Source organism: Rhodococcus sp. WY5, from assembly GCF_018588185.1.
In the GTDB taxonomy this organism is placed as follows: domain Bacteria; phylum Actinomycetota; class Actinomycetes; order Mycobacteriales; family Mycobacteriaceae; genus Rhodococcus_F; species Rhodococcus_F qingshengii.
Genome location: NZ_JAAMPR010000001.1, coordinates 5060356 through 5083569, shown reverse-complemented (window position 1 = coordinate 5083569; position 23214 = coordinate 5060356). Strand labels below are relative to the sequence as shown.

Annotated in this window: 23 protein-coding genes; 15 read left to right on the top strand and 8 right to left on the bottom strand. The window is 63.9% G+C overall.

Annotated features, from left to right (window positions below; genetic code table 11):
- Positions 1-45: 45 nt before the first annotated feature.
- Positions 46-843, top strand: a complete 798-nt coding sequence (locus tag G4D79_RS23445) for a ParA family protein (RefSeq protein WP_003940948.1) — start codon at positions 46-48, stop codon at positions 841-843.
- Positions 844-858: 15 nt separating this feature from the next.
- Here the strand turns inward: G4D79_RS23445 and G4D79_RS23440 are convergent, their stop codons facing one another.
- Both G4D79_RS23440 and G4D79_RS23435 read right to left on the bottom strand, forming a co-directional pair.
- Complete coding sequence (locus tag G4D79_RS23440; RefSeq protein ID WP_047271684.1) at positions 859-2061, bottom strand: PQQ-binding-like beta-propeller repeat protein; 1203 nt, start codon at positions 2059-2061, stop codon at positions 859-861.
- Positions 2062-2070: 9 nt separating this feature from the next.
- Complete coding sequence (locus tag G4D79_RS23435; protein WP_030534998.1) at positions 2071-3675, bottom strand: DEAD/DEAH box helicase; 1605 nt, start codon at positions 3673-3675, stop codon at positions 2071-2073.
- 377 nt (positions 3676-4052) lie between these two features.
- Here G4D79_RS23435 and G4D79_RS23430 point away from each other — a divergent pair, with 377 nt between their 5' ends.
- Together G4D79_RS23430 and G4D79_RS23425 are read left to right on the top strand one after the other, a co-directional pair.
- The gene (locus G4D79_RS23430; protein WP_029255047.1) at positions 4053-4748 is read left to right on the top strand and encodes a ferritin-like fold-containing protein; all 696 of its coding nucleotides are present in this window, start codon (positions 4053-4055) and stop codon (positions 4746-4748) included.
- Between the two features lie 107 nt (positions 4749-4855).
- Positions 4856-5086, top strand: coding sequence for a DUF3107 domain-containing protein (locus G4D79_RS23425; protein WP_003942312.1), 231 nt, complete (start codon positions 4856-4858; stop codon positions 5084-5086).
- A 69-nt stretch (positions 5087-5155) separates the two neighbouring features.
- Here G4D79_RS23425 and G4D79_RS23420 read toward each other — a convergent pair whose 3' ends face one another.
- Complete coding sequence (locus G4D79_RS23420) at positions 5156-5827, bottom strand: TetR/AcrR family transcriptional regulator (RefSeq protein WP_003942309.1); 672 nt, start codon at positions 5825-5827, stop codon at positions 5156-5158.
- Between the two features lie 328 nt (positions 5828-6155).
- Here G4D79_RS23420 and G4D79_RS23415 point away from each other — a divergent pair, with 328 nt between their 5' ends.
- Genes G4D79_RS23415 through G4D79_RS23405 form a run of 3 tightly spaced genes read left to right on the top strand, consistent with a single transcriptional unit; the run spans position 6156 to position 9337 of the window.
- Positions 6156-7202 carry a DUF3152 domain-containing protein gene (locus G4D79_RS23415; RefSeq protein WP_007731223.1) on the top strand — a complete coding sequence of 349 codons (1047 nt, stop codon included), beginning with the start codon at positions 6156-6158 and terminating at the stop codon, positions 7200-7202.
- 47 nt (positions 7203-7249) lie between these two features.
- On the top strand, positions 7250-8437 hold the full coding sequence (gene moeZ / locus G4D79_RS23410) for an adenylyltransferase/sulfurtransferase MoeZ (protein ID WP_003942292.1): 1188 nt from the start codon (positions 7250-7252) through the stop codon (positions 8435-8437).
- A gap of 45 nt (positions 8438-8482) precedes the next feature.
- The gene (locus tag G4D79_RS23405; RefSeq protein WP_007731227.1) at positions 8483-9337 is read left to right on the top strand and encodes a TIGR02569 family protein; all 855 of its coding nucleotides are present in this window, start codon (positions 8483-8485) and stop codon (positions 9335-9337) included.
- Here the strand turns inward: G4D79_RS23405 and G4D79_RS23400 are convergent.
- Complete coding sequence (locus G4D79_RS23400; RefSeq protein WP_020907120.1) at positions 9334-10014, bottom strand: FadR/GntR family transcriptional regulator; 681 nt, start codon at positions 10012-10014, stop codon at positions 9334-9336. The genes G4D79_RS23405 and G4D79_RS23400 overlap by 4 nt on opposite strands.
- Positions 10015-10108: 94 nt before the next feature.
- Between G4D79_RS23400 and G4D79_RS23395 the strand changes: the two genes are divergently transcribed.
- The 7 genes from G4D79_RS23395 (at position 10109) to G4D79_RS23365 (ending at position 18425) form a co-directional block, all read left to right on the top strand.
- Positions 10109-11371 carry an MFS transporter gene (locus G4D79_RS23395; protein WP_047271682.1) on the top strand — a complete coding sequence of 421 codons (1263 nt, stop codon included), beginning with the start codon at positions 10109-10111 and terminating at the stop codon, positions 11369-11371.
- A 113-nt stretch (positions 11372-11484) separates the two neighbouring features.
- Positions 11485-12885, top strand: a complete 1401-nt coding sequence (locus G4D79_RS23390; protein WP_085998905.1) for a nitrate/nitrite transporter — start codon at positions 11485-11487, stop codon at positions 12883-12885.
- Between the two features lie 49 nt (positions 12886-12934).
- Entirely contained in the window at positions 12935-15436 is a 2502-nt protein-coding gene (gene nirB, locus G4D79_RS23385) for a nitrite reductase large subunit NirB (protein ID WP_214514439.1), read from the top strand.
- 90 nt (positions 15437-15526) lie between these two features.
- Positions 15527-15940, top strand: a complete 414-nt coding sequence (gene nirD, locus G4D79_RS23380; protein WP_214514438.1) for a nitrite reductase small subunit NirD — start codon at positions 15527-15529, stop codon at positions 15938-15940.
- Positions 15937-17097 (top strand): uroporphyrinogen-III synthase, encoded by a 1161-nt coding sequence (locus G4D79_RS23375; RefSeq protein WP_003942336.1) that lies wholly within the window; start codon positions 15937-15939, stop codon positions 17095-17097. Before nirD ends, G4D79_RS23375 begins: the two co-directional genes overlap by 4 nt.
- A complete protein-coding gene (locus G4D79_RS23370; RefSeq protein ID WP_166502929.1) occupies positions 17084-17833 on the top strand; it encodes a sirohydrochlorin chelatase in 750 nt (249 codons plus the stop codon). The genes G4D79_RS23375 and G4D79_RS23370 overlap by 14 nt, the downstream gene beginning before the upstream one ends.
- On the top strand, positions 17778-18425 hold the full coding sequence (locus tag G4D79_RS23365) for a maleylpyruvate isomerase family mycothiol-dependent enzyme (protein WP_007731241.1): 648 nt from the start codon (positions 17778-17780) through the stop codon (positions 18423-18425). The genes G4D79_RS23370 and G4D79_RS23365 overlap by 56 nt, the downstream gene beginning before the upstream one ends.
- A gap of 67 nt (positions 18426-18492) precedes the next feature.
- On the opposite strand, the gene G4D79_RS23360 is transcribed toward G4D79_RS23365, so the two are convergent.
- Positions 18493-19260: a hypothetical protein gene (locus G4D79_RS23360; RefSeq protein ID WP_003942311.1), complete on the bottom strand. Its 768-nt coding sequence runs from the start codon at positions 19258-19260 to the stop codon at positions 18493-18495.
- A gap of 89 nt (positions 19261-19349) precedes the next feature.
- Here G4D79_RS23360 and G4D79_RS23355 point away from each other — a divergent pair, with 89 nt between their 5' ends.
- Together G4D79_RS23355 and G4D79_RS23350 are read left to right on the top strand one after the other, a co-directional pair.
- Complete coding sequence (locus G4D79_RS23355; RefSeq protein ID WP_042922177.1) at positions 19350-19928, top strand: hypothetical protein; 579 nt, start codon at positions 19350-19352, stop codon at positions 19926-19928.
- Positions 19925-20269 carry a hypothetical protein gene (locus tag G4D79_RS23350; RefSeq protein ID WP_003942308.1) on the top strand — a complete coding sequence of 115 codons (345 nt, stop codon included), beginning with the start codon at positions 19925-19927 and terminating at the stop codon, positions 20267-20269. The genes G4D79_RS23355 and G4D79_RS23350 overlap by 4 nt, the downstream gene beginning before the upstream one ends.
- A 5-nt stretch (positions 20270-20274) precedes the next feature.
- On the opposite strand, the gene G4D79_RS23345 is transcribed toward G4D79_RS23350, so the two are convergent.
- Genes G4D79_RS23345 through G4D79_RS23335 form a run of 3 tightly spaced genes read right to left on the bottom strand, consistent with a single transcriptional unit; the run spans position 20275 to position 23166 of the window.
- Entirely contained in the window at positions 20275-22020 is a 1746-nt protein-coding gene (locus tag G4D79_RS23345) for an NTP transferase domain-containing protein (protein WP_214514437.1), read from the bottom strand.
- Between the two features lie 50 nt (positions 22021-22070).
- Positions 22071-22367 (bottom strand): MGMT family protein, encoded by a 297-nt coding sequence (locus tag G4D79_RS23340; protein ID WP_003942322.1) that lies wholly within the window; start codon positions 22365-22367, stop codon positions 22071-22073.
- A gap of 10 nt (positions 22368-22377) precedes the next feature.
- Entirely contained in the window at positions 22378-23166 is a 789-nt protein-coding gene (locus G4D79_RS23335; RefSeq protein ID WP_214514436.1) for an alpha/beta hydrolase, read from the bottom strand.
- Between the last annotated feature and the right edge of the window lie 48 nt (positions 23167-23214).

The window sequence follows — 23214 nt, the reverse complement described above, 5'->3', positions numbered from 1 at the left end:
CGTGTGTAGCTCGCCTCCTGGCGCGAAGTGCGCAAGGATCTACGTGTGACGACGGTTCTCGCAGTGGCGAATCAAAAGGGCGGCGTGGCTAAAACCACCACCGTCGCTTCTCTCGGTGCGGCTTTGTCCGCGCTCGGACAACGAGTTCTGGTGGTGGATCTCGACCCGCAGGGCTGCCTGACGTTCTCGCTCGGACATAACCCGGATCGCCTCGAGCGTTCAGTCAACGAGGTCCTGGCGGGTGATCTCGACGCGGTCGACGCCGTGCTGAAGACGGACGACGGTATGGATCTCCTGCCGGCCACGATCGATCTCGCGGGCGCCGAAGCGCTGCTCCTGATGCGACCCGGTCGAGAGTTCGCGCTCAAGCGGGCGCTGTCTCCGCTCCTGGGCTCTTACGACGTCATCATCATCGACTGCCCACCGTCGTTGGGTGTGCTCACACTCAACGGATTGACTGCGGCGCAGTCGGTTCTGGTTCCACTGCAATGCGAAACCCTCGCACACCGCGGCGTCGGACAGCTGCTGCGTACGGTTCGTGAAGTCCAAGCCATCACCAACCCGGATCTTGTTCTGCTCGGCGCACTTCCGACTCTGTACGACGCTCGAACCACGCACAGTCGCGACGTGCTCGCCGACGTCAGCGACCGCTACTCTCTGGCCGTTCTGGCGCCTCCGATCCCACGCACCGTCAAGTTCGCCGAGGCGTCCGCGTCGGGTGCGACGGTCCTCGCCGGACGAAAGAACAAGGGCGCGGATGCCTATCGGGAACTCGCCGACAATCTCGTAAAGCATTGGGCTGGAAATGAAGTCGTGACTTTCGCGCCGGAACTGGCGCTCTGAGGAAGGCGAGAGCTTCTAGCGCAGCGCGAACAAGGTGTCGCCGCGCTGTTCCAGAATCGTCTCGCCCGCACTGGCGAGCACGATCGGCGTCGTCGTCTCACCGCGGTCGACTGCGATCATGCGCTGGACCGCTCCGTCCGACGGACTGACGGCTGCAATGCCGCCCGGAACCGGGATGAGCATCTGACCGGCAACCATGCTTCCGGGTCCGGACGTTCCGTTGACGATCCACGTCGGAGCCAGATCGCTCAGGCGCAGGTTGACGGTCTGCGAGCCGGTCCACCACGTGATCGAAGCCTTGTCGGCGTGGGTGCGGGCGCCTTCGGTCACCGTTCCCTCGATCGGATAGTCGACGATCGGATTGCCGGTTCCGTCGAAAATGGTGATGCGAGAAACGGTTCCGTTGGCTGCGGGGAGATAGACCGCCGTCTTTTCGCCGGCCACGGCCAGCAGGCGGGCGCCCTCGGAGTCGAGGAGAATCGCGGATCCGTACTCTTCGGGTTCCTGGGCGTCCTTGGGTGCGGGATTCATCACCGTCAACCTGTTGGAGGCTTCACCGGGGCAGCGTTCGAGTACCGAGACTCGGTTGGCGCTCGACGCAGCGTCGAGCAGCGTGCATCCGGTGCGGGGTTGCTTGTTGGGGTTGACCTTCGCGTCGACCCGGCCGTACTCGAGGGTTCGGACGAGGTCCGAGCGCCACAGTTCCATTCGCTCACTGCCGCGCGAAATCAGGTAGGTGCCGTCCGCTGAAAGGCTGACCGCGGAATCGGCGTCGCTGTTGCGCTGGTCCTTTCGGGCGCCGGTGTCGGCGACCAGTGACGTGACCTGAGAGCAACCGCGATCGTCCTGATAGACGCTGACGACGCGATCCCACGAACCGATCGCGCCGCACAGCGGAATGTTGCGCGCGTATCGCCACACTTCTTCGCCCGTTGCCGGATCGCGGCCGATCACCTCGGAGCCGTCGGCGGTGACGACGGCATTTCCGACGGTGATCGGTGCCGTCGAGTCGGCACTGGGAGATTCCCACGTCTGCTTCAGGATGTCGGGTAACAACACCGACGTCGACAGAGGCGGGAGTGGAGATTCGGCGGTGACCGAGGTGGTTCCGCGCGCATCACTGCGCAACCACACAACGGTCACCGCCACGATTACGGCCAGCGCGATTGCCAGCGCACCGATCACATCTGAGCGAGTACGCCTTTCGGGAGCCAGCACATCGGCAGCTTACTCTGCGGCGCCTGCCGTCGCGGAAGCCGCGGGGCGACGACGCCGACGGCGACGCGGCTTGGCCGCTCCGTCTTCGTCCGAGTTCTCGGCAGCGGTTGCCGCGGGTGCCGAAGGGGGAGCTGTGGTGGCGCCGGCGGTGGTGGACGTCGCGGCGTCGGTCGAAGCGCCGGCGCGGGTGCGGCGACGGGTCCGGTTGCGGCGGGGAGCGGCCTTCTCTTCGTTGCCGTCCGAGTCGGTCGACTTCGGCGCGTCTGCTTTGTCCGTTGCTGCTTTGTCCGTTGCTGCCTTCTCAGGGGCGGCCTTTGCCTTGCGAACAGTGCCCTTGGCATCGGCCGGAATGGACAACTCTTCGTAGAGGTGCGGCGAGCTGGAGTAGGTCTCGACCGGGTCGGGGATTCCGAGGCTCAGTGCCTTGTCGATGAGCTGCCAGCGAGGGATGTCGTCCCAGTCGACCAGCGTGACGGCGATGCCGGTGCGTCCGGCGCGGCCGGTACGACCGATGCGGTGGACGTAGGTCTTCTCGTCCTCGGGGCACTGGTAGTTGATGACGTGGGTGACGTCGTCGATGTCGATACCGCGGGCAGCGACGTCGGTGGCGACCAGAACGTCGACCTTGCCGTTACGGAAGCCCTTCAGCGCCTTTTCACGGGCGATCTGGCCGAGGTCACCGTGGACGGCACCAACGGAGAAGCCGCGTTCCGCGAGATCGTCGGCCACCTTCTGGGCTGTGCGCTTGGTGCGGGTGAAGATCATCGTCGCGCCGCGGCCTTCGGCCTGCAGGACGCGGGCGACCATCTCGGCCTTGTCGAGCGCGTGTGCACGGTAGATGTGCTGGCTGGTGCGATCGTGCACCGCGGAGGATTCGGCCTCTTCGGCGCGGATGTGCGTCGGCTGTGTCAGGAAGGTGCGAGCCAGGGTGATGATCGGGCCGGGCATCGTCGCGGAGAAGAGCATCGTCTGACGCTTGTCGGGGACCATGCCCATGAGGCGTTCGATGTCGGGGAGGAATCCCAGGTCGAGCATTTCGTCGGCCTCGTCGAGGACGAGAACGCCCACCTTGCCCAGGATCAGGTGCGACTGGTTGGCGAGGTCGAGCAGGCGACCCGGGGTGCCGACGACAACGTCGACGCCCTTCTGGAGTGCCGAGATCTGCGCCTCGTACGGACGGCCGCCGTAGATGGGCAGAACCTGGAGACCACGATCGCCGACGCGGAGGTACTTGCTGGCGTTCTCGAGGTCGCGGGCGACCTGGATGCACAGCTCGCGGGTGGGAACGATGATCAGAGCGCGGGGCGTGCCGTCGAGAACAGCCGTGCCGTTCTCGGCGGTGACGATGCGATGCAGGAGCGGGACGCCGAAACCGAAGGTCTTGCCCATTCCGGTGCGGGCCTGACCGATGAGGTCGTCACCGGCGAGAGCCAACGGAAGGGTGAGTTCCTGGATGGCGAAGGTGCGCTCGATGCCGATCTCGTTCAGTGCGCGGACGATTTCGTCGCGGACACCGAGTTCGGCGAAGCTCGGGGGTACATGGGTGTCGTCGAGCTGGACGGAAACGGTGTTCTCGGTTGCTTCGTCTTCGTGGTCGACAGTGATCTTGCTCAGGGGACTAGCCTTTCCTCGTGGCGGTACGCACGCACAAGGTAAGGGGCCAGGCCGTAAGTCGGCCGATGTCGATGCCCTCTTTTTCTTCGGTCATGCCTACGCCTCAGCACTGAATTCCCCTCGGACGAATTCGAACCGTCCGGAGATCTCGGCGAAGCGGGCGACAACCGTCGATGCAGGTGCGCGCACATTATCGGTGGGGTTCGTGTGAATACAGCCGTCCCGGCTAACCAATTGGCCCGGGGGAACTGGCGAACTCCCAAGACCATTGTAGCTGCACGTTGTCCGTCCCTCGCGATGACATGTCGAAGATCACCGAATCGGACATGCGGTCCTTGCCGGTCGCGTCGGCCGTCGAAGCACTACAGTTCGTAGTCATGGGCGCACACGATCTTGATGCTTCGACGGACGCTGGAACCGGAGGCCGAGTCGCTTCCGATCACCCTGGCGTGATCGATTTGTTTGCCGTTCTCGCGTATGGCGAGATTTCGGCGTTCTACCGTTTGGCGGAGGACGCACAAATGGCACCGGACCTGCGAGGCAAGGTGGCGTTCGCCAGCATGGCCGCCGCCGAGATGGACCACTTCGAGACTCTGGAAACGGCGTTGACGGAACGTGGCCACGAGATCTTCGCCGTCATGGACCCGTTCGTTCGAGCTCTCGACAACTACCACGCGTCGACGACACCGTCGACGTGGCTGGAATCGCTCGTGAAGGCGTACGTCGGCGACGGAATCGCTGCCGACTTCTATCGCGAGATCGGGCACTCCCTCCCGGCGGATGTCGCGGAAATCGTCGAGGACGTGCTGTCCCAGACGGGCCACTCGGAGTTCGTGGTGCTCGAGGTGAAGGCAGCAGTGGAGGCCAGTACTCGCGCCAAGGACCGGTTGATGCTGTGGGGACGCCGTCTTCTGGGCGAAGCAATCACGCAGGCACAGTTCGTGCTGGCGCAGCGTGAAGATCTCACCGATCTGGTGATCTCCGCCTCCGGCGACCTCAACGGAGTTGTCGCGTTGTTCGACGGCATGCAGGCGAAGCATGCCGAGCGGATGGCGATTCTCGGACTCGTCTAGGTGCCTGTTCGCTCTGGGCACAGCGTGCAGAGGAGCGTGGGCGGTCGTTGCTGCATTAGCCTTGCGTCGACAACGGATGTAATTCACGAACAGTTCGGAGGTTGACCGTGGAGGTCAAGATCGGTGTAATCGACAGCCCGCGTGAGCTCATCGTCAACAGCGAACAGACCCCTGACGAGGTCGAGACACTGGTCGCGGCTGTCCTCGGTGGCCGCGAGCCGGTTCTGGCTCTCGTCGACGACAAGGGCCGCAAGTTCCTGGTGCAGGCTTCTCGTGTGGCGTACGTGGAGATCGGTCCGTCCGATATCCGCAAGGTCGGATTCGCGCCTACCGTCTGACGCGTAGCTGTAACAGCAGAATGGGCGGGCAGTCGTGAGACTGCCCGCCCATTCTCGTTCGGGTTCCGGTTACTTCGTTTCGGCTTGCAGCGGCACGTGTGAGAGACCGCCCCACGCGAGGGTCACGGTGATTTCCACGGCTTCTTCCTTCGGGATCGGCCGCGCGGCCTCGAGCCAGTACCGCGCAGTGAACTGGCTGGCACCGACAAGACCGACCGCAAGGATGCGCGCACGGTACGGATCGAGTCCGGAATCCTGACTCACCAGGTCGAACACGGCGTCGACGCAGGCTTCGGTGGCTTGTTCGACGCGTGTCTGGACCTGAGGTTCGCCCATGATGTCGGACTCGAACACCAGGCGGAAGCCCTGGGAGTCGTTGTCGACGAAGTCGAAGAACGCCTGGACTGCGGCGCGGACACGCTGTTTGTTGTCCGTCGTCGATCGCAGGGCCTGGCGTACACCCGAGATGAGGCTGTCGACGTAACTCTGCAGGACTGCGACGTACAGTTCGAGTTTGCCTGGGAAATGTTGGTACAGAACTGGCTTGCTGACACCGGCACATTCGGCGATCTCGTCCATGCCGGCCGAGTGGTACCCGTTCGCAACGAATACCTCACTTGCAGCTGCGAGGAGCTGGAGGCGGCGCGCATCGCGGGGGAGGCGGGTGCTGCGACGTGTTCCGGCAGGCTTGCCAGCCGTTGTACCGCGATCGGAGTCAGTCCGATCCGCGAGTTCTGTCATGTCGCTTCCAATCTGAGCAAAAGTAATTCGGTCGGCGCGCGGATCCGCGAGTCGCGTGTGCGTACCCGCCAGTATCCTCCGTCACACCGGTCGTAGCCGAATGAACGATACCGTGTGTCGCCCGGGCGAGTCGCGCGTGCCTCGGTGAGCGAGACCAGCGGTCTTTCTCGTTACAGGACGGGCTGCCATGACACGCCAGGACCAGCAAGTTTCGGTCAGCCCGGGCGAGCGACTTGCCGTGTGTGAGATTCTGGACGACGTGACTGACCCAGGGGGACCGCGCATGCGTGGACGAACTACGCAGAACCCTGAACGTGAGGAACGTCGAATGCGTAGCGGAACTGGAGCGCCTCGCGACGAACGTCGGCCGGAGGTGCCGGATGATCGTGCCTACGGCGAACGCGACTACCGCGGCATTTCCTCCCATCAGCCTTTGCGCGCCCAATGGGATCCGACCAAACGAGAAGTGGGCCGAACCCCGCGTAATCCGCGACCGGACCGGGCAGCGCGAAAGCAGAGCAAGCTCGGGCGCTTCGTCTCGACCTACGGTTGGCGGGCCTACGCGATTCCGGTTCTCGTGGTGCTCACCATTCTTGTGATCGTCGATGCGGTACGGCCGGACGCCACAGACTCCGCGAGCAAGACGTCGGCCACCGCCGACCTCGCGCACAGCACCGACGGAACCGATGTCATCGGTGCCCCACCGGCCGGAGACGGAACTTTTGCCTCGTCGATACCGTCCGGTGCCCTTCCCGACGGTGGTCCGTTCACCGTCGCGGGGGGTGGAACGTGGCACGTCGTACCAGGTACGACGGGCAAGGTCGGACAGGGAACCGAACGCGAGTTCACGTACACGGTCGAGATCGAGGACGGCGTCGACACGACCGGCTTCGGCGGAGACGAATCGTACGGACGCATGGTCGACCAGACACTGGCCAATCCGAAGAGTTGGACCAACGATCCCAAGGTCGCGTTCCGGCGCGTCGACGCCGGCGAGCCGGACTTCCGGATCTCCTTGACCTCACAGATGACGATCCGCGAAGGCTGTGGATACGAAATCGAACTCGAAGGATCCTGCTACAACCCGAGCATGGACCGAGTTCTGCTCAACGAACCGCGATGGGTGCGAGGCGCCATTTCGTTCCAGGGCGACATCGGCTCGTATCGGCAGTATCAGATCAATCACGAGGTCGGCCATGCCATCGGATACGCCGCTCATCAGCCGTGCGAGACCGAAGGCGGACTCGCACCGATCATGATGCAGCAGACCTTCGGAACCGCGAACAACGACATCGCTAGGCTTGATCCCGAGGGCGTCGTTCCGATGAACGGACTCACGTGCCGCTTCAATCCGTGGCCGTACCCCCGAGCGTGACCGGATCGAGAATCCCTGATCTCGTCTTGAACTAGGAGTGTTTCGCGGTGTCTGCAACACCCGTCGTATTGCCACCACTGGTGGAGCCGGCAGCCGAGTTGAGCCGGGAGGAAGTTGCCCGATACAGCCGGCACCTGATCATCCCGAACGTAGGCATGACCGGTCAGAAGCGGCTCAAGAATGCACGAGTCCTGTTCATCGGCGCCGGTGGATTGGGTTCACCGGCACTGCTCTACCTCGCGGCCGCAGGAGTGGGCACCATCGGGATCGTCGAGTTCGACGAGGTCGACATGTCGAACCTGCAGCGTCAGGTGATTCACGGACGCTCCGACGTCGGACGCCCGAAGGCGCTCAGTGCGAAGGAGTCGATTCTCGAAATCAACGAGCACGTCGACGTCCGGTTGCACGAGTTCCGCCTGGACAACTCCAACGCGGTCGAACTGTTCTCCGAGTACGACCTGATCCTGGACGGTACGGACAACTTCGCGACGCGGTACCTCGTCAACGATGCTGCCGTCATCGCGGGAAAGCCGTACGTGTGGGGCTCGATCTACCGCTTCGAAGGGCAGGTCTCGGTCTTCTGGGAAGACGCCCCGGACGGCGCGGGACTGAACTATCGCGATCTTTACCCGGAGGCGCCGCCGCCAGGCATGGTCCCCTCGTGCGCCGAGGGTGGTGTGCTCGGAGTCCTGCCTGCGACCGTCGGTTCGATCATGGCGACCGAGGCGGTCAAGCTCATCACGGGGATCGGCGAACCGCTTCTCGGACGCCTGATGATCTACGACGCACTTGCGATGACGTTCCGGACGATCCGCCTTCAGCGTGATCCGACCCGCGTGCCGGTCACCGCCTTGATCGACTACGACGCGTTCTGCGGTGTCGTGTCCGAAGAGGCGAGTGCCGCTGCTGTCGGTTCGACGATCACGGCGCCCGAACTGGAGGCCATGATCGGCGAGGGACGGTCGATCGAGCTGGTCGACGTACGAGAACCGGTTGAATGGGACATCATGCATCTGCCGGGGGCCGTGCTGATCCCGAAGGACCGCATCCTGTCCGGTGAAGCTCTGGCGACGTTGCCGCAGAACAAGCAGATAGTGCTGTACTGCAAAACCGGCATTCGTTCCGCCGAGGCACTCGCATTTCTCAAGAACGCCGGTTTCTCCGACGCGGTCCACGTTCAAGGCGGCGCGATCGCCTGGGCGAACCAGGTGGATGCGAGTCTGCCGGTCTACTAGGCGCGCCTCGCGGGAGGCGGCGCCGCGCACCGGTAGCGTTGAGGTGTGAGCACAGGCCAACCTCCCCAGCACGTGTGCTCCACCTTCGGCCTCCGTGAAGTCGATCCCATCCCACTCGGTGCGGATTGGGACGGCGGGTGGCTGTGTGGAGACGTTGTCCTTTCAGCAGTCGCGGATCATGCCCGCGCAGCGTGGTCGGCGAAGGTGCGAGAGAACCTCGAAGTCGACGGCGTTCGGCTGGCTCGACCGGTGCGTTCGACCGACGGTCGTTACGTCGTCTCGGGCTGGCGTGCCGACACCTTCATCGTCGGATCGCCGGAACCACGTCACGACGAAGTGGTCTCGATGTCCTGCCGACTGCATGCGGCGACGGCCTCGCTCGAGCGCCCGCGCTTCCTTGCGCAACCGCCCGTGCCGCCGTGGGCCGAGGTCGACGTATTCGTCGCCGCTGATCGCGCGGCCTGGGAAACGGTTCCGCTGAGGATCGCGAAGGGCGTCGAGCAACTCGAGACGCCCACTCCTGACGGTCGCAAGAGTCTGGAACTGATCGCCGGGCTCGCTACTTTGCGTAAGCCGGTGCAGAGCCCGGACCAGCTCGTGCACGGCGATCTGTTCGGGACAGTGCTGTTCTCGGGCAGTATGGCGCCCGGAATCACCGACATCACGCCGTATTGGCGGCCGGCTGCGTGGGCCGCGGCCGTCGCTGTGGTCGACGCGATCTCGTGGGGCGGTGCCGACGAGGCACTGGTCGGCCGGTGGGAAGATCTCCCCGAGTGGCCGCAGATGCTTCTACGTGCGGTGATGTTCCGCTTGGCAGTTCATGTTCTGCATCCTCGCTCGACGGCGGACGCGTTCCCGGGGTTGGCCCGTACCTCCGACATCGTGCGCTTGCTGCTCTAGATCGGGGCGCCGGTACCGAAGTCCGAGACCAGGCCCTCGAACAGCTCGCGTGCGGCGTTCGAGGCGGCCACGGTGTTCCCGTCGACGACAGCGTTGACGAGGTTCGCGTGCTGCGAGTGGAATCCCTCGCCGGTCGCGTCGATGTGTTGTTGGATCGTGGTCTCGATGACCGGGAGCAGGGAGTCGTAGAACTCCAGGTAGACCTCGTTGTGGCTGGCCGCGACGATTGCTCGGTGCAGGGCGACGTCGGCGGTGGTGGCAGCGTCGATGTCCTGACCCTCCCATGACGCGGTGCGAAGCTCGAGTAGTCGCGTCAGTTCGGCGATGTCGTCTTCGGTTCGCCGTGCGGCGGCGAGGGTGGCTGCAGTGATGTCGAGTGCGCGCCGAAGTTCGAGTACATCCCGCTGGTGGGCACCGGCAAAGTAGTTGCCGAGAGTGCCACCGAGGTCGGAGACAGCAACGACGTAGGTGCCCGATCCCTGACGACGTTCCAGCATTCCGGCGTGAACGAGCGCCTGGACTGCCTCGCGCACGGTATTGCGACCGGTCCCGGTCAGCTCCGACAGTTCCGGTTCGGTGGGGATTTTGGAACCGATCGGCCAGGTTCCGCTCCGGATCTCGTTGCGGAGTTGTTCGGTGACCTGCGAGATGAGACTTGCGCGTCGAACGGGTTGCACGTGGTTGTTTCCTCGGGTCCGGGTAAGTGGTGTGAATGTGACGTTAGATTACCCGCGCTTGTGCGAGTTCGTCCGGTCATCCTATGATTTCCCGGTGACTGCTCAACTGGAGAGAACCGAAACCCGCTCGTTGGTACAAGGCCGTGTGCTCGTCTTCGCAGCGATTGCGATGTCTGCGCTCGTACTTCGACTTGCGGTGACCTCGTTCTCGCCCTTGGCGGCCGAGATTCGCGATGAGATCGGCTTCTCCGCCTCGATCGTCGGTGTCTTCGGCATGGTTCCGACCGCAATGTTCGCCATCTTCGGTCTCGTCACTCCCGCCATCGCGAAACGTATCGGGCTCGAGCGGACGGCCCTCGTCGCGATGCTCATGGCCGGCGTCGGAATGCTGTTGCGCGCCATGATGTCTCAGACATGGTCGTTGCTGGCCCTCTCGGCTCTGGCACTGGCAGGCATGGGAATCGGCAATGTCGTGATCCCGCCGTTGGTCAAGCGGTACTTCTCGGATCGCCTCGCCACCATGAGTTCGGTCTACATCGTGGCCGTGCAGATCGGCACCATCGTTCCGGCGTTCGTCGCAGTCCCCGTTGCCGACACCTTCGGGTGGCGGTTCTCGATCGGCTGGTGGTCCGCCTTCGGCTTCGCCGCAGCAGTGCCGTGGTTGATCACCCTCGCTCGCTCGCGCAAGGCTCGCGCGAACGAAGCCGGGTCCGTCGAGAATTCATCGGATTCGGTTGCGGCAGTGGCAGAACAGCCACGCGGTCAGGTCTGGCGTTCTCCCGTGGCCTGGGGGATGGCCGGCATGTTCGGCATGACCTCACTGATCACGTATTCGATGTTCACGTGGATTCCCTCGATCCTTCGTGACGCCGGAGCCAGTGACGCCTTCGGCGGAACGATGGTCGGAATGTTCTCGGTGATCGGGCTCGTCGCAGCTTTCGGTGCACCGACGCTGTGCGCCCGCATGGCCAATCCCTTCCCTGTCGTGATCGCGTGTGCCGTCTGCTACCTGGTCGGCATGGGCGGGCTGTACTTTGCCCCGATGGCGGCGCCGGTCGTGTGGGTTGTCGTCCTGGGCCTCGGTCCGAGCACGTTCCCGATGTCGCTCACGCTGATCAACCTGCGTACTCGTTCGCACATCGGTTCCTCGGCACTGTCCGGCTTCACCCAGGGCATCGGCTACTCCGTTGCCTGCCTCGGTCCGCTCCTGTTCGGCGTTTTCCACGACGTGTCCGGTGGATACGCTGCGCCGTTCGGCCTGCTCGTCGTCGCTGTGATCGTGGTGCTCCTGGGCGCCTACCAGGCATGCAAGCCTCGGATGCTCGAGGATTCCTGGCACGCACCTGCGAAAAACTAGCTCACACCCGGTCTTGTTACCGGGTGAGGATCAATTGACTTCGCGGTCATCGCACGCAGCACCGGCGCAATAACCGTTTTCTACCTTTGGGTCTCCAACATATTCAGGAGGCCCTGGTGAGTCATTACATCGAGCATTGGGATGCAGAGGACGTCGACGCCTGGGAATCCGGCGGCAAGGACATCGCGAAGCGGAACCTGATCTGGTCAGTGGTAGCCGAACACGTCGGCTTCTCGATCTGGTCGATCTGGTCCGTGATGGTGTTGTTCATGCCGACGGATATCTACGGCATCGACGCGGCCGGAAAGTTCTTCCTCGTCGCAGTGCCCACACTTGTCGGGTCGGTCCTCCGCATTCCCTACACGGTTGCCACCGCACGGTTCGGCGGTCGTAACTGGACCGTCATGAGTGCGCTGTTCCTCTTCGTACCAACACTTCTCACGCTCTACCTGATGATGAACCCGGGTGCGTCGTACACCACGTTCATGTTGGTAGCAGCCACTGCAGGTATCGGCGGCGGCAACTTCGCGTCGTCGATGACCAACATCAATGCCTTCTACCCGCAACGCCTCAAGGGGTGGGCGCTCGGTCTCAATGCCGGCGGCGGCAACATCGGTGTGCCGATGATTCAGCTGATCGGTCTGCTGGTGATCGCCACCGTCGGTAACCGCGCTCCGTGGATCGTCTGCGCCGTCTATCTCGTGTTCATTGCGGCCGCCGCCGTCGGTGCCGCGCTGTTCATGGACAACCTGGGCAACCAGAAGTCGGACCTGCGCTCCATGGCCAAGGCACTCAGGTTCTCCGAGTCGTGGGTGATCAGCTTCCTGTACATCGGTACGTTCGGTTCCTTCATCGGATTCAGCTTCGCCTTCGGTCAGGTTCTGCAGATCAACTTCCTCGCCGGCGGTGCCACTCCGGCCGCGGCGGCGCTGCATGCAGCACAGATCGCCTTCATCGGACCACTCCTCGGTTCGATCGCCCGGCCGCTCGGTGGCAAACTGGCCGACCGCATCGGCGGCGGCAAGATCACCATGTGGACGTTTGTCGCCATGGCATTCGCGGCATCGATACTCGTGACGGCCGGAACGATGGACGACAACACCGCCGGCGTCGCCAGCGCCGGGATCATGGTGACATTCGTTCTCGGCTTCATCGCCCTGTTCCTGCTCTCGGGCATCGGAAACGGATCCGTCTACAAGATGATCCCGGCGATCTTCGAGGCGAAGGCTCAGAGCTTCGATCACATGGATCGAAGCGAGAAGGCAACGTGGTCGCGCAGTATCTCCGGCGCTCTCATCGGATTTGCCGGTGCGGTAGGCGGTTTGGGCGGCGTCGGCATCAACCTGGTGCTGCGCGCGTCGTACAGCAGCCCCGCGAAGTCGGCGACCATGGCCTTCTGGGTGTTCCTGGCCTTCTACATCGCCTGCATCGCAGTCACCTGGTTCGTCTTCCTGCGCAAGCCGTCGACGCTGACCACAGACGTCGACGAGGCGAAGGTCGCAGTCACGGCGTGAGCGGTCCGCAGAATCTCAGAACTATCTCGTACCTCAGGAAGTAGGCGTCATGAGCAAGTCGGTTGTTGTCATCGGACACGGAATGGTCGGACACCGATTCGTCGAGGCACTGCGTTCGCGCGACGAAGCGAACAACTGGTCGGTGACCGTACTCTGCGACGAGCAGTACGCAGCGTACGACCGAGTCGGGCTGTCCTCGTACGTCGGAGCGTGGGACCCCAAGGAATTGGCTCTGGCCGGCAACGATTACGACGGCGACAGCCTGGTCGACCTCCGTGTGGGGGAGGGCGCGCTCGCGATCGACAAAGATGCACGCACGGTCACGACGACAACCGGCGAGACGATCTCCTACGACGCTCTGGTGATGGCGACCGGTTCGTATCCGTTCGTGCCTCCCGTACCGGGGCACGACGGCGACGGATGTTTTGTCTACCGCACCCTCGACGACCTCGACGGTATCCGGGCCGCCGCTGAGAAGGCTGGTCCTGGCGCTGTCGGCGTCGTGGTGGGCGGAGGTTTGCTTGGACTCGAGGCCGCAAATGCTCTCTCGCTCATGGGGATGACGGCACACGTCGTCGAGCACAATGCGCGATTGATGCCGATGCAGGTCGACGAGGGTGGCGGCGCACTGCTCGCTCGCCTCGTCACCGAACTCGGGCTCACTGTCCACACCGGTGTCGGGACGGCGGGAATTTCGCAGGCCGACAACGGAATCGTGGTCGAACTCTCCGACGGCTCCACCATCGACGCCGCGCTGCTCGTCTTCTCCGCCGGAGTACGTCCGCGTGATCAGCTGGCCCGCGACGCCGGGATCGCAGTGGGGGAGCGCGGTGGCATCCTGACCGACCTCGGCTGCGTGACTTCGGACGAGAACGTCTACGCTGTCGGCGAATGTGCTGCGGTGGAAGGCCGTTGCTACGGTCTGGTCGCTCCCGGTTACACGACGGCCGAGATCGTGGCCGATCGTCTGCTCGGCGGCGCCGCGGATTTCCCGGGCGCGGACATGTCCACCAAGCTCAAGCTCATGGGCGTCGACGTCGCCAGTTTCGGTGACGCGATGGCGACCTCACCGGGCGCCCTCGAAGTCGTCCTCAGCGACGCGTCCAAGGGGACGTACGCAAAGCTCGTGGTCTCCGACGACGCGAAGATCCTGCTCGGCGGCATTCTTGTCGGTGACGCATCGGCCTACGCGTCGCTGCGCCCGCTGGTCGGTCGCGAACTACCCGGTGACCCGGCGACATTGATCTCGCCTGCGGGGGAGAAGCCGGGTGCAGGCTCGCTGCCCGACGACGCCGAGGTGTGCTCGTGCAACGCCGTGACGAAGGGAGCCATCTGCGGTGCAATCGCAGCCGGCGCATGCGACATCGCTTCGGTGAAGGCGTGCACCAGCGCCGGAACCACTTGTGGCGGTTGCCTTCCCACCGTGAAGCAGCTGCTGGCCGATTCCGGCGTCGTGATGTCGAAGGCACTGTGCGAACATTTCGCGCAGTCGCGGGCCGAGTTGTTCCAGATCGTCCAGTCGACGCAGACCAGAACCTTCTCGGCGCTGATCGCCAAGTACGGCAAGGGCGCCGGTTGCGACATCTGCAAGCCCGTAGTCGCTTCGATTCTGGCATCGACGGACTCCGATCACATCCTGCACCGCCAGCAGGCGTCGTTGCAGGACACCAACGATCACTTCCTCGCAAACATCCAGAAGAACGGTACGTACTCCGTGGTACCTCGGATGCCGGGCGGCGAGGTCACGGGTGAGCAACTCATCGTCATCGGAGAAGTGGCGCGAGACTTCGGCTTGTACACGAAGGTGACCGGCGGTCAGCGCATCGACTTGTTCGGTGCCCGCGTCGAACAGTTGCCCGCGATCTGGAAGCGCCTCGTCGACGCCGGGATGGAATCGGGTCAGGCGTACGGCAAGTCCCTCCGGACGGTCAAGAGTTGCGTCGGTTCGAGTTGGTGCCGCTACGGTGTCCAGGATTCGGTGGGTATGGCCGTCGACCTCGAGAATCGCTACCGCGGTCTGCGTTCGCCGCACAAGATCAAGTTCGGCGTCTCGGGTTGCGCCCGTGAATGTGCCGAAGCGCGAGGCAAGGACGTCGGCGTCATCGCGACGGAGAACGGTTGGAATCTGTATGTGGGCGGTAACGGCGGACAGTCGCCCAAACACGCTCAGTTGCTTGCCGGAGGCCTCGACGACGCGACCTTGGTCAAGTACATCGACCGCTACCTCATGTTCTACATCCGTACTGCCGATCGCCTCCAGCGCACGGCGCCGTGGGTCGAATCACTCGAAGGCGGACTTGATCACCTCAAGGCCGTGATTTGTGAAGACAGCCTGGGTATCGGCGAAGAACTCGAGGCACTGATGGCCAAGCACGTCGAGGGTTACCAGGACGAATGGGCCGGTGTGCTGGGTGATCCGGAGAAATTGTCGAGGTTCGTCTCGTTCGTCAACGCACCGGAAGAAGCCGACCCGACGGTTGTGTTCGACGAGACCGGAGTGCGCAAGGTTCCGGTCCTGATGGGCATGCCGAGCATCCCCACGCGCCGGTAATAGTCGCGTAACCCGTGGGAAACACGGGATCCGTAGAAACGTAGACAAGAACCCGCGCGACGTTGTCGCCGGATCGACAGGAGGACTTCGATGAGTGTCATCGATGCGCAGATCGCCAAGCTGGATTCGGATCGACTCGAATGGACGTCGGCCTGCCCGCTGAGCCATCTGATCCCTGGGCGCGGAGTTGCCGTGCTTCTTCGCGGCGGCGAGCAGGTGGCACTGTTCCTACTCGAGGACGGCACACTCCGGGCTGTCAGCAACTTCGATCCGTACGGCCGCGCCGCGGTGATGTCTCGCGGACTCGTCGGCGACCGGGACGGTGAACCGATCGTGGTCTCGCCACTGCTCAAGCAGGCGTTCTCGCTGGTCGACGGCCGGGCGCTGGACGACTTGTCGGTTGCGCTGCCGGTGTACGGCGTTCGCGTGTGGGCTGGAGTCGTTCAGGTACACAGCTTGCAGATGCAGGGTGTTCGCTCGACTGTCGCCGATGCAGTCTCGTGAGTGACGACATGCCGTTGGCTGGATTCACGGTAGGTATCACTGCTTCGCGCCGCGCCGAGGAGTTCGCGACCTTGCTGACTCGTCGGGGAGCGGATGTCGTTCACGCTCCGGCGATTCGAATCATTCCGTTGGCCGACGACCGTGAGCTCGAAAGGGTGACACAGCAGATCATCTCGGATCCTCCCGAGGTGGTTGTCGCCACCACCGGGATCGGATTCCGGGGTTGGCTGGAAGCCGCCGACGGGTGGGGTGAGGCGGAAAATCTCGGATCCGCGTTGGGCTCGGCTCGTCTGCTCGCGCGAGGACCGAAGGCCAAGGGAGCAATCCGCGCGGCCGACCTTCGTGAGGAATGGTCACCGGCATCCGAGTCTTCCGCCGAGGTGCTCGAACATCTTCTGGCAGAAGGTGTCTCGGGAAAGCGGATCGCCGTTCAACTGCATGGTGCGACCACCGAGTGGGAGCCGATTCCCGACTTCTGTCAGGTGTTGCGCGAGGCCGGCGCCGAGGTCATCGCGGTGCCCGTCTATCGATGGGAACCGCCGGAGGATCCGACGCTGCTCGACCGGATGATCGACGCCATAGCGTCAGCCGGAATCGACGCCGTCAGTTTCACCAGTGCACCGGCCGTAGCCTCGATGTTGATGCGAGCCGACAAGACCGGGGATCTCGGAGACATTCTCGACGCGATGCGGGGTCCGGTGGCGGCCATGTGCGTCGGCCCGGTCACCTCCGCGCCGCTCGAAGCGTTGAATGTACCGACCACGGCCCCGGCGCGGGCACGTCTGGGCGCGCTCGCGCGACACATCGTCGACGAACTCCCGCAGCGAGCCAACAAGATTCAAGCCGGCGAACACGAAATCAGCATTCGCGGCGGTTGCGTAGTCGTGGACGGTGAAGTGAAGCAATTGCCGCCGGCTGCGATGTCGTTGATCCGCACTCTCGGTGCGAGTCCCGGTCGAGTCGTCTCCCGCGACGAACTTCTGGCTTCTCTTCCCGGTGGCGGCGGCGACACCCACGCCGTCGAGACCGCCGTCGCCCGATTGCGCGCGTGCCTCGGCGCGCCCAAAGCCGTTCAGACGGTGGTCAAGCGGGGCTATCGACTTGCCCTCGACCCCGGCGACTACGTACAGAATCCAGGTGACTATGCAACGCGATGACGATGTCCTCGTCCTGGTAGCTCATGGCACGCGTAGTGCACGTGGCGTGGAAATGGTTGCCGCACTGGCCGACGCCGTCGGCACGCGCGTCGGACGCACGCGCGTTGCCTTTGTCGATGTGCTCGGTCCGTCACCTTCGGAAGTCCTCCGGGACACTCCGGGGCGAGCGATTCTCGTACCGGCGTTCCTGGCGTCCGGCTACCACGTTCACACCGATGTTCGACGCGAAGTGACGCTCAGTGAGCACTCGGCTGTGAGTGTGACGCCCGCACTCGGACCCGATCCGGCGCTTGCACGCGTGTTGCTTCGGCGCTTGACCGAAGCGGGGTGGAATCCGGGTGACGCGACAGTGCTTGCTGCCGCCGGGTCGTCCGATGCGCGGGCGCTGCGAGACGTCGAGCGTGCTGCGCTGATGCTTGCCGAAGCGGCGGGGACTCGTGTCGACATCGGGTACATCGCGACCGGGGAGCCGAAGGTAGCCGATGTTGTTGCAGCAGCACGCGTTCGCGGCGCGAAGCGAGTTTTTGTCGCCTCGTACCTCCTCGCGCACGGGCTGTTCCACGAAAGGTTGCACGCTGCAGGAGCCGATGGTGTGACCGAACCGCTCGGCGTCGATCCGGGAGTGGTGGACCTTGTCGTGAATCGGTATGAGAGTGCGCGAAGGGAACTAGTATCGCTGCATGACGTCTCACTCCGTAACGCCGACGTATGCCGACCTGGTCGCAGCAGTTCGTGAATCCGACGTCAAGGCACAGGCTCTCATCGGTGCACTGACCGAAGAGCAGGCGCGGGAGCCCTCCGGGCTCCCCGGGTGGAGTCGGGGACACGTCGTGACGCACATGTCGCGCAACGCCGACGCGCTAGGCAGATTTGTTGCCGGCGTGCAGGGCGGCGAATCGGGGGAGATGTATCCAGGGGGGCCGGATGCGCGCAATGCTGCAATCGAAGAGGGCGCAGATCGCCCGGCTGAATTGTTGGCCCTCGACTACCGCTTCTCGGGAACGAGGCTGGTCGACGCGTTGTGCGAGATCCCGACAGATCGACTGGACACACCGGTGCCGTGGCGCAAACCTGTGACGGCATTCGATCTACCGATCCTGCGCTGGAACGAGATCGAGATTCACCTGATGGACCTCGACATCGGTTACACCTGCCACGACTGGCCTGCCGAGTTCGTGGAATTCACTCTCGCCAGTCAGTTGGGCGCACTCGAGACGGCGGTCCCGGGTGTACGAGTGCCGTCGCTGTCCGACGCGGAGACCTTGGCCTGGTTGGTCGGGAGGCCGACGAGGGTGGGGCTGCCGACTCTCCCTGCCTGGCCGTTCTGAGATGCAGCCGTTCTGAGATGCAGCCGTTCTGAGATGCAGCCGTTCTGAGATGCAGCCGTTCTGAGAGTTAGAACAGGGTGGGGGCGCTCACGTCGTTGCGTGCTTGGGCCAATCGCGCACTCCACCTTTTCACCAACCACATCTCGACGATCTCGGGTTGGGTGCCGGCGGCATAGGCCCAGCTGTCGAGAAGTTCGCAGTACCGGCGGTAGCGACGCGTCGTGAAGCCGGTGACGGAAGGATCCTCGAGCCAGCCCTCGTGGATGAGCGTCGAGACTCCGTACTGGTCGATCATCTGAGCGCGTCGGCCTTCGTCCTGTACGCCCACTGCCCACATGAAAGCGGCCATCAGCGATACCCCGACACCGGGGGTGAGTGGCCACCCGGACCAGGTGTCGCGCCGGACGACGGGCATCGACTTGTTTTTCGAGCAGTGATCGAGAATGGCTGTGATCTGGGTCAGCGGATCCTCGTCCTCGCGGTGATGGGGATTGAAGACGTTGGGGAACCGCCGTGTGAACCGTCGGCTCTCGTGCGAGCCCTGCCAGGCCGCGCAGAGAAACAGTAGTCCGAGGCCGTCGTGCTGGGCGACAACGAGATCGCTCGACGGGCGAAGGTCGTTGCGTTGAACGATGGCTCGGCCTTCGGTGATCACTTTGCCGTCGAGATCACGCCCGCGCAGGCTGATGGTGTGGCCGGCGTCCTTCAGGTGGGCGTTCCACCAATCCAGGTCGACGGTGGCTTCGTCGTCGAGGACGTGCAGTGGAAAGGTGCGGGAGCGGCACCACTCGACCAATGCGTCCGGCGGTTCGAATCCTTCGTCGACACGATTCATGGCGCGATGATCCCACGAGTCGCCGACAGTAATTCGTGCGACGCGCAGTCCACCGGGATGGAACCGGACACTCGCGGTACGCTCCGCTCATGAAATTCGCGTCCTCGCAGGTGCGGTCGGCGCTGTGGACGGTAGCCATCGCTTTGGCGGCCACGAGTCTGAGCGGATGTATCGGTGCCGTCGATCGGATGGATTTCGACAATCAGATGCGCGAACGTGGCGGTGGGATGACGTCGGAGTTGGTGCGAGGCGGGTTCGACAGCCTCGCACATAGATACGGCGTCGACGCGGTATCGGTGACCAGCATCGACATCAGCCCGATCGAGACGCTCGGAGTCACCGTTCGAGACCCCGGGAAGCCGACCCAGCTCGACAGATTCTCTTTCGACGGAGTCATTCTCGGCGAGCCGAGCCCCGTGCAAGTCAGTGTCACCGACGATCTCGATGCACGATCGTTCACGCTGGATCAAGTGCCGGCATTGACGAACCTCGAGAAGTTGGTCGACGACGCGCTGGAGAACAGCGGTGTCGACGACGGCGAAGTCACCGGGATCTCGGTCAGTCGCACCGAGGCGATTCGCGCATCCGTGATGGTGGAATCTCCACGCTCGCGGGCGCTGGTGGTCTTCGAGCCTGACGGAACTCCCTTCCTGGTGCACCCGCTGTGAGCCGCCGTATCGCTCCGTTGCTGATCTCCGTAGTGGTGATCGTGGTCGTGGGAATCTTTGCTGCACTACTGTCTTCGGTGATCTGGCCAGGACAGGTCGCTCATTTGGCGCCGATTTTCTGTGAAGCTCCCACATCGAGCGCGATGGTCGTCTCGGATACCTTTTCCGACGGCGACGGTACGTCCACCAATTTCACGCTGTACTGCGTCGGACCGCGCGGTCAGACCGTTGATGCCGGGTGGCTGCTGCCGTTCTTGGTGCTGTGGGGCGTGTATTCGCTGGTGCTTGCGACAGTGGTCGGCGTGGTCGGGGTCAACCGGCGTAGGCGCCCAAACGACTGACCCGATCAGCGTGGGAGGACAACCACTTCGGCGACGGCATCGTCTTCCGCGTGTGGCGGAACGAGTGCAAACGCGGAGCGCCCGATCAACCCCGCCAGGTGTGCGGTAAGTACAGACGGTTCGGCGCGCCAGCGACCGTCGGCGGATTGTGTGACCGGCAGTAGGCGTACCGCATCGGAAGTCACCGCAGCGGCGTTCTCGATGATGCCGAGCAGTCGCGGTGGTGTGTCGCTTCCCGTCAAGGCGGCCACGACGGTGGGCAGCATCGTCAACAGGGTGGTCACTGCGGCGTACGGGTTGCCGGGGAGGCCGAGAACCACCCGACCACTGGGCAGGACAGCCGTTATCTGAGATCCGCCCGGGCGCGAGGCGACTCGCCCGACAATCGTGCGAGCGCCGAGTCGATCGAGCGCACTGCGCATTTCGTCGGCAGCGCCGCCGCCCGTGGCACCAATGACAACAAGCAGGTCCTGTTCAGTCGCATCCGCCAGTACACGCTCGAAACTGTCGGCCGTGTCCCTCAGGTGCGAATCCGCCACGCACCGTACGCCGTTGCTTTCCAGTAGGTAGGGGAGAATCCCACCGACGGAGTCGCGGGTCTGACCTTCACGCAGTGGACCGGTCCGCCGGATCTCGTCGCCGGTGACTATCACGCGTGCCCGTACCGGACCACGGACGAGGGCGTCGAACACTTCACCGCTGGCAGCTGCGGAGACCACCGCCGGAGTCACCGCGGTACCAGTCGGGGCGATCGTGAATCCGGTGGTCCAATCTTCCCCTCGTGGTCGAGCGTCGTTGCGGTGCGGCGCATCCGGCAGTCTCCGTACCATCCGAGATGGCTCGTCGACGGACAGATACTCGTCACGAATCACCGAGGTGGCGCCGAGGGGCAGGTGTGCTCCCGTGGCAATGCGAATCGCTTCGCCTTCACCGAGTTCGAGTTGCCCGTCGGCGCCCGCGATACGGATCTCGGTGCGGATTCGCCAGGGACCCTCGCCGGAGACGGCGTACCCGTCCATCGCCGAGACATCGGATCGAGGAAGATCACCCAGGGCGACGAGAGGCTGCGCGAGCGTTGCTCCGAGACTGTCGGCGAGGGCGGCCCGGTGTGGTGACAATGCTGTCAGTGAGTTCCTGACGGCGGCGCGGGCTTGCTCGATCGTCAGGCGCGGATGGTTTCGCGCGCGGTCGATGTCCGCCGGTGTGTCGCAGTCAGTGGTACCAGTGACACGCAGCGTCGAGAACGGTTCGGTGACAATCGCTTTCATAGGTTGATTCTCCAACCCCGAACTCTCCCGCAATGTGGACAGGCGTTGCCGGAGCTCGCGAAATGTCCACGCGGAGAGCAGGAATTGGGTTCGGTTGTTCTCGTCCACGGCACACGTCACCGGACTGTCCGTCGACGTGGCAGCTATCAAAGCGTCGACTGATACGGCCTCGATGTGCGGCAGATCGGACGCCAGGACCACCACCACGGCGTCGTCGGGTAACCGGGTCGCAGACAATCCGGCCCAGATCGCCTCGACAGGGCCGGCTCCGGCCGGAGTTTCCTGAGTTTGAGTGATGCCAGGATCAAGTTCAGGGCGATGTGGACCGACCACGACGACGGCGTCCAGATGCGCCGTCGCTGAAAGCGCGATGTCGAGGAGCCTGCGGCCGTGAACGAGCAGGCCGGGTTTGTCGACACCACCCATTCGGGTCCCGCGACCACCCGCCAGAATGAGGGCGGCTGTCGGCGGCGTGACGGTCATACCTCCATGCTGCCCCATCGCCCGCGTCACGACGACCGGTGACACGTGAATCAGAAGTGATACCGAGCTTTCTTCAGGTCGATCCGACCGTCCTTGATCGGCACGCCTTCGAGTTCGAGCTTGGCGATCTGACGATGAGCCAGGTGCGCCGACGGTTTGCCGGAGGCGCCGAGAACCCGATGCCACGGCAGGTCGGCAGAGTCCGTTCGCATGATCCAACCGACCGTGCGAGCACTGGAAAGTCCTGCAGCATCAGCGATATCGCCGTACGTCGCCACGAAACCGGCCGGAATCGACGCGATGAGGCGCCGTACCTCTTCGATCTGCTCTTCGGTGGTGGCTGCCATGTCTGTTCCTTCAGAGCATGCTGCGAACGAGGGCGGCGACTTCGTCGGCCCGTACGTGCGGGACCATGTGGTCACAGTCGAATTCGACACCGGTCAGATTTTCACCGAGGTGCTCGGTGAGTGCTGCCCGGAGCTCGGCGGTGACGTACGGCGGTTGGACCTTCATCGCCTGAACCAGCACGGTGGGCATCGACGACGGAGGCAGCACGATCGGGCGAGCGAGTTCGCCCCACCCGGTCACGATCGCGGGCGTGGACAGGCGCCAGTTGACGCGTCCGTTGCCCAGTTCGATCAGGTGTTCAGCCATCTCGACGTCGAGGTCCTGGGTGGGAACCTCACCCCACGAGCCGTGAATCTTCTCGGAGTATGCCTCTGCCGCATCGGTGTGATCCGGTGAGCCGATTGTGAGTTCGGCCACTTCCTGCATGAAAGTCGGATCCAACCCGATCGCCGGGTCGAGCAGGACGAGCCCACGAACGCGTTCCGGTGCGGTGGCCGCGAGGTGCAGCGCCAGCATTCCGCCGAAAGAATGCGCGACGATCACCACCGGTCCGGTGGCATGTTCGTCGAGCGTCTCCAGCAGGCTCGCCACGTGGGATTCGATGTTCCACGGAGGAGCCCAGGTCGAGCGTCCGTGACCACGCAGATCGGGCGAGATCCAGCGCGCTTGGGGCAGTTGGTTCTCGGCCATCGACTGCCAACGTCGGCCGTGACCGGTCAGACCGTGCAGCGAAAGGATCTCCGGTGCCCCGACGGGTCCGTAGAGATACGTATGGAGTGCAGACACGAGGTCAATCATGCCGGATGCAGGCGATGTGTGAGTTGTCGGTGCGCTCTGGTGGAATGC

Coding starts and splice junctions, on each gene's coding strand:
- G4D79_RS23430 (WP_029255047.1), top strand. CDS start 4,053: ATGGGCGCACACGATCTTGATGCTTCGACGGACGCTGGAACCGGAGGC.
- G4D79_RS23420 (WP_003942309.1), bottom strand. CDS start 5,827: ATGACAGAACTCGCGGATCGGACTGACTCCGATCGCGGTACAACGGCT.
- G4D79_RS23415 (WP_007731223.1), top strand. CDS start 6,156: ATGCGTAGCGGAACTGGAGCGCCTCGCGACGAACGTCGGCCGGAGGTG.
- nirB (WP_214514439.1), top strand. CDS start 12,935: ATGAGCAAGTCGGTTGTTGTCATCGGACACGGAATGGTCGGACACCGA.
- nirD (WP_214514438.1), top strand. CDS start 15,527: ATGAGTGTCATCGATGCGCAGATCGCCAAGCTGGATTCGGATCGACTC.
- G4D79_RS23370 (WP_166502929.1), top strand. CDS start 17,084: ATGCAACGCGATGACGATGTCCTCGTCCTGGTAGCTCATGGCACGCGT.
- G4D79_RS23365 (WP_007731241.1), top strand. CDS start 17,778: ATGACGTCTCACTCCGTAACGCCGACGTATGCCGACCTGGTCGCAGCA.
- G4D79_RS23360 (WP_003942311.1), bottom strand. CDS start 19,260: ATGAATCGTGTCGACGAAGGATTCGAACCGCCGGACGCATTGGTCGAG.
- G4D79_RS23355 (WP_042922177.1), top strand. CDS start 19,350: ATGAAATTCGCGTCCTCGCAGGTGCGGTCGGCGCTGTGGACGGTAGCC.
- G4D79_RS23345 (WP_214514437.1), bottom strand. CDS start 22,020: ATGACCGTCACGCCGCCGACAGCCGCCCTCATTCTGGCGGGTGGTCGC.
- G4D79_RS23340 (WP_003942322.1), bottom strand. CDS start 22,367: ATGGCAGCCACCACCGAAGAGCAGATCGAAGAGGTACGGCGCCTCATC.
- G4D79_RS23335 (WP_214514436.1), bottom strand. CDS start 23,166: ATGATTGACCTCGTGTCTGCACTCCATACGTATCTCTACGGACCCGTC.